Here is a 5,558-nt window from a genome sequence, read left to right on the forward strand (position 1 = left end):
GGTTTAACATACAGCTTCCTGGATTCCCCCGCCGCGGCGGGGGAATGACGTAAATGGGTAATCATCAAATTAAAATCAATTACTAAAATCTTAGCTCGAAATATTTAACAAAATAAAAGATGAAGTGCCGATGTTTATCGGAGTCGCCCAACATCCCGCTGCTCTATGGATTATGAAATAAGCAAGTTTCGATTGTTGGGTATTATTTTAAGAACTCTATAAAAAAGGCCGGACAGTAGTGTAACAAAATATAAAAAAACACTTTCGTTTTATCACTGAATTATAATACTATTAACCCAAACGGAAAGTAGAAATGTAGTCGCACTGACCAAACGGATAGGGAATAACACAATTTGAAGAAGATTAAGCTGTTGTTTAAAATCGGATATGTTTACCATAAAGCCGCTTTCGACCCGGTAATCGAACTTCTGCTTAATGATGATAAATATGATGTTTTGTTTTCATTAGAGTATGAGCGAAAACGGCGACTCTTTATAGATTTTCCATATCGCGCGCCCATTATTAAAAAGTGGGAAAAATCAGGCTATCGTTTTACAAAAGAGACGAAAGGGTTCGATATAGTTATAACCGGCGATACCCTTCGCAATGCCGCCGAGTATGGCCGAACCCTGTTATGCTTTTTGAACCATGGCACCGGAATTAAAAATATTCTATACCGCAACTTAGCTAATGTTCCCGATGACAAATACCAGATATTTGTCGAGGGCAGGCATCGCGTGGAATCTCTGACGAATTATTCCTCACTTGAAAAAAATGAAGTGCATCTTATTGGACTGCCCAAGCTCGATTTCTATTTCCGGGGGCGATATAATGATACGGAAGCTTTGCTCGCAAAGTGGGGACTCGACCCGAAAAGACCAACAGTTCTATTTGCTCCGACATATAAGCCAACCTGCCTGTATAAAATTAAGGATAACATATTCGAGCAGACTAAGGATTTTAACCTGATAATCAAACTTCACCCATACAGTTGGATGGGCAAATATGCGCCGCACAGACAACATCGAATATATGCCAGGCGGGCTGAAAAATATCCGCATGCCGTCCTGCTTCCTTTTAATGAGTATAACATCGTCCCGTATTATGCCGCCGCCGATACGATTATCAGCGAGGCTTCGAGTACTGCATTCGATTTTTTAGCCTTTGAGAAAACCGGTATTATATTCGATTTGTCATGCGATAGATTAAAGCACTCGGATGGCCAGCCTTTGCTCGAAATCGATAACCGCGAGTTTTTAAAGGGAGCGTTTATTCATATTGATGATGGCAAGGATATTAATCATGCAATCGAATCAGCCTTAAATCCTACCGAACAGAACAAAGAAACCGCCGATAAATATCGGGATAAGTATTTCTATAAACTTGACGGCAAAGCCTCGGAACGTATGGTAAAAAAAATCGAAAAATTGTATAATGAGGGTGGTCATGAAAACATCCCCGGAAACGAAAGAGATATAAAATGAAAGCCGTAATAATCGCCGCTGGTATGGGCAGCCGTATCTGGAATGAAACAGACAATACGCCGAAAACATTACTGCCTTATGATGAGGGTTCAATTCTATCGACTATAATGAGTAATTTTAACAAGGTTGGCATCCGTGAATTTGTTGTCGTGGTCGGCTACCAGTCGGAATCTATAAAGCGATATTTGAAAGATAATAGCTATTTTAATATGGATGTTGAGTTTATCGAAAACCTCAGGTGGGAAGAAGGCAACGGCATTTCTGTTTTGGCCGCCGAACCTGCGGTCAAAGGCGATGATTTTATTCTTTCGATGTCGGATCATTTGGTCTCGACTAACGCACTCGATAGAATTGTAAACTATGACAGCAATAAAAATCTGCTTTTGGTTGACCCCCGGATAGATGAAATTTACGACATTGATGATGCCACTAAGGTTGCTTTCGAGAACACTCAGATAGTCGATATCGGCAAAGAAATTGACAGTTATAACGGAGTCGATTGCGGCATATTCAGATTAAATGAAGGCTATTTTTCCGCTATGAGAAAAGCCTTGAAGAAAGAACAGGATTCGATAAGCGCGGCAATTAAGATGCTTATTAACGGCAGGGATATAGAGGCTGTGTTTATGAATCATCCCGATAATTGGATCGATGTTGATACTCTTGAGGCTTACCAATATTCATTGGATAATCGGCACTTATATAGTTAAAAACTAATAGATTATTGCCCTCAGGATGTCGCTTCACTCCATTAATGAGGAATGTAAAAAGAGGGCGTATGCAATACGCCCCTACGCGTTGATGTATATCAAGTCAGGTATATTGTTACCCTTATAATGTCAAATAATCAAGCCAAGCCCTTTAAACGGCACTGCCAATATCTGCCTGCCATTACGGCATTACATATGTCATAATGACTATTTTGATGTCATTATGACAGTTGCCTTTAGGGTAAATACGCTGCTGTTTCTCTATCATATTATCTAACATATTGATATACAACCATATATCTGAATTGGCACGGCCTTTGCTCTATAAATGACCAGAAGATATGAAAGAACTTAAACAAGAATAAGGAGAAATTAAGATGATGACATACTGCAAAACCTGTTTACCGCCTGCTGAGATAAAGCAAACCGAAAATGGCTACATCATTATAATGGAACTGCCTGGCAGTTTCCGTGATGATATTAAGATCTGGCAGGAAAATGGTATTCTCACGATCACCGGCGAGAAAAAAGCTCCCTCCGGAGACCGTATCTTTAGCGAACGAGTTTTTGGTGAATTCACCCGCTCATTCAGATTGCCCGAGGATGTCGACCTTGACAAAATCGAGGCTAATTACAGCGATGGCGTAATTACAGTCGAGATTCCCAAGCAAGAAAGCGTTAAACCAAGAAATATTAAAATTAAATAAAGGAGGTACTAAAATGTTTAGTATTGTGAAACGTGAACCTAAATACAACTGGGGCGTAATGAATCTTAGAAATGAAATAGACAGGATGTTTCGCAGCTTTTATGAGGATTCCGAATCATCCGACAGCCATTGGATGCCATCGGTAGATATTATCGATGAGAAAGACAAGCTGTTATTGACTGCGGAAATCCCCGGCGTTGAAAAGAAAGATGTGAAAATCAATCTTCAAAACAACGTTTTAAGTATTGAGGGCGAAAAGAAACAGGAGCATGAAGAGAAAGACGATGACTATTACCGCAGCGAACGGTTTTATGGCAAGTTCTGCCGCAGTTTCACTCTTTCATCTGATGTAGATTCTGATAATATCCAAGCTGATTTCGACAACGGAGTTTTAACTGTAACTATGCCGAAATCAGAGAAAGTCAAGCCGCGTCAGATTGAAATCAAGTAGCAGCATATTGAGAGCTCTCTTTGGCAGCCAAGCAACGCTTGGCTGCCAAAGTGAATCATGATGATACTGTTGCGTAGGGGCGTATTTGCAATACGCCCCTACGCGCTGGTGTCTTTAGACAGCAATCAGTCCCTGATATGAATGCCGGAGAATTGTTTAGTAAAGGTGTAATAAAATAATGCGGCAATTTTTAATGACAATAACACTCGTGATCGGTTTAACAGCCTTGGTTTTTGATTTATTTAAATCAGGCAAACCAAAAACTGCTGAGGTGCTAATCGAAAATGAAAATAAAACTAATAATAAATTTGAGAGGATAAAAGTATGTCAAAAATAATCGGAATAGACTTGGGAACAACCAATTCCTGCGTAGCGGTAATGGAGGGCGGCGACCCGGTCGTTATCGCCAACTCGGAGGGTTCCCGCACGACATCATCGGTGGTTGCGGTTACCAACAAAGGCGAACGCCTGACCGGCCAATTAGCAAAACGTCAGGCGGTAACCAATCCTAAGGATACGGTATTTTCAATCAAACGGTTCATGGGCAGAAATTTCTCAGAGGTTGGCTCGGAGATACAAAACTATCCATATAAGATGAAAGCCGGCCCTAATGGCGATTGCCATATCGAGGTGGCTGGCAAAGACTACTCGCCGCCGGAAATATCAGCGATGATACTTCAGAAAATGAAGCAGACCGCCGAGGATTATCTTGGCGAAAAAGTTACTAAGGCGGTTATCACAGTGCCGGCATATTTTAACGATTCGCAGAGAAAAGCCACCAAGGATGCCGGTAAAATCGCCGGTCTTGAGGTAATGCGGATTATTAACGAGCCGACTGCTGCCTCGCTGGCGTATGGTCTCGATAAAAAGAAAAACGAGAAAATCGCTGTCTATGACCTTGGCGGCGGCACTTTTGATGTATCAATACTTGAACTTGGCGATGGCGTATTCGAGGTGCGCTCGACTAATGGCGATACCCATCTCGGCGGCGATGATTTCGATAAGCAGATTATCGATTTCTTTGTTGATGAGTTTATTAAAACCGACGGCATCGATCTCTCTAAGGATCCGATGGCTTTGCAAAGGCTGAAAGAAGCGGCGGAGAAAGCTAAAATCGAACTGTCATCAACAGCCGAAACGAATATCAATTTGCCGTTTATTACCGCCGATTCGGCAGGCCCAAAACATCTGAATATAACCCTGACCAGAGCCAAACTCGAACAGCTTGTCGATGACTTAATTCAGCGGACTATCGAACCCTGCCGTAATGCGCTTAAGGATGCCAAATTGTCGGCTTCTGATATCGATGAGGTAATCTTAGTCGGCGGGATGACTCGCATGCCAAGAGTTATTGAAACAGTGAAAAGCTTCTTTGGCAAAGAACCGCATAAGGGTGTCAACCCGGATGAAGTTGTGGCAATCGGCGCGGCTATTCAGGGCGGCGTTTTAGCCGGCGATGTCAAAGATGTTCTGCTTTTGGATGTTACTCCGTTGTCGCTGGGTATTGAAACCCTTGGCGGTGTATTTACAAAGCTTATAGAACGCAACACTACGATTCCAACAAAGAAGTCCGAGATATTCTCAACTGCCGCCGATAATCAGACCACGGTCGAGGTGCATGTCCTTCAGGGCGAAAGGCAGATGGCTATCGACAATAAGACTATAGGCAGGTTTCATCTTGACGGCATACCGCCAGCGCCGCGGGGTTTGCCCCAGATTGAGGTGGTTTTCGATATAGATGCTAACGGTATTCTCAATGTTTCGGCTAAGGATAAAGCCACTGGTCATGAACAATCGATAAGGATTGAAGCCTCGTCCGGATTATCCGAGCAGGATATCGAAAAGATGGTCAAGGATGCCAAGGCTCACGAGACTGAGGATAAAACCCAGCGTGAGAAAATCGATGCAATTAACGCCGGCGATTCGCTTGCTTACCAGACAGAGAAGCAGTTGAAAGAGCTTGAGGATAAAATCGATGCCGACCAGAAAGCCAAAGCGCAAGCCGCTGTTGACCGTCTGAAAGAAGCGGTAAAGAAGAAGGATGTAGACGAGATTAAATCCGCCAGCGATGCGCTCAATGCTATCTGGCATGAAATATCGGCTAAGATATATCAATCCCAGACAGCCGAACAGCCGGGCGCGGCGAATCCCGGTGGCAGCGGCGGCAATGGCCAGAGCACATCCGATAAGCAGGCTGGTTCTGGCA

General features: G+C 43.0%; 5 protein-coding genes. All 5 read left to right on the forward strand.

Going from position 1 to position 5,558, the window contains the following annotated elements; all coding sequences use genetic code 11:
- The first annotated feature begins 353 nt into the window (after positions 1–353).
- On the forward strand, positions 354–1,484 hold the full coding sequence (locus J7K40_08235; protein MCD6162385.1) for a CDP-glycerol glycerophosphotransferase family protein: 1,131 nt from the start codon (positions 354–356) through the stop codon (positions 1,482–1,484).
- Positions 1,481–2,194, forward strand: a complete 714-nt coding sequence (locus tag J7K40_08240; protein MCD6162386.1) for an NTP transferase domain-containing protein — start codon at positions 1,481–1,483, stop codon at positions 2,192–2,194. The genes J7K40_08235 and J7K40_08240 overlap by 4 nt, the downstream gene beginning before the upstream one ends.
- Positions 2,195–2,571: 377 nt before the next feature.
- Positions 2,572–2,901 carry an Hsp20/alpha crystallin family protein gene (locus J7K40_08245; GenBank protein MCD6162387.1) on the forward strand — a complete coding sequence of 110 codons (330 nt, stop codon included), beginning with the start codon at positions 2,572–2,574 and terminating at the stop codon, positions 2,899–2,901.
- Positions 2,902–2,914: 13 nt separating this feature from the next.
- Positions 2,915–3,352: an Hsp20/alpha crystallin family protein gene (locus J7K40_08250; protein MCD6162388.1), complete on the forward strand. Its 438-nt coding sequence runs from the start codon at positions 2,915–2,917 to the stop codon at positions 3,350–3,352.
- A 324-nt stretch (positions 3,353–3,676) separates the two neighbouring features.
- A partial coding sequence (dnaK, locus tag J7K40_08255) for a molecular chaperone DnaK (protein ID MCD6162389.1) occupies positions 3,677–5,558 on the forward strand: 1,882 nt, incomplete at its 3' end.

This window comes from Candidatus Zixiibacteriota bacterium (assembly GCA_021159005.1).
In the GTDB taxonomy this organism is placed as follows: domain Bacteria; phylum Zixibacteria; class MSB-5A5; order UBA10806; family 4484-95; genus JAGGSN01.